This is a genomic window from Psychrobacter sp. W2-37-MNA-CIBAN-0211, assembly GCF_040309405.1.
Taxonomy (GTDB): Bacteria; Pseudomonadota; Gammaproteobacteria; order Pseudomonadales; family Moraxellaceae; genus Psychrobacter; species Psychrobacter glaciei.
In genome coordinates this window covers 1-232 of the sequence record NZ_JBEOOU010000620.1, presented here as the reverse complement: position 1 = coordinate 232, position 232 = coordinate 1, and the positions used below count along the sequence as shown (strand labels likewise).

Sequence of the window (232 nt, the reverse complement as noted above, 5' to 3'; positions counted from 1 at the left end):
CCCCCCCCCGCCCTTGGCGTTGGCGTTGGCGTTGGCGTTGGCGTTGGCGTTGGCGTTGGCGTTGGCGTTGGCGTTGGCGTTGGCGTTGGCGTTGGCGTTGGCGTTGGCGTTGGCGTTGGCGTTGGCGTTGGCGTTGGCGTTGGCGTTGGCGTTGGCGTTGGCGTTGGCGTTGGCGTTGGCGTTGGCGTTGGCGTTGGCGTTGGCGTTGGGGTTGGGGTTGGCGGTGGGGGTG

At 69.0% G+C, this 232-nt stretch carries 1 protein-coding gene; it reads right to left on the bottom strand.

Annotation, left to right across the window (positions count from 1 at the left end; genetic code table 11):
- Positions 1-232 (bottom strand): hypothetical protein (locus AAEY72_RS16700; RefSeq protein WP_352311783.1); only part of this gene is annotated, 232 nt, incomplete at both ends.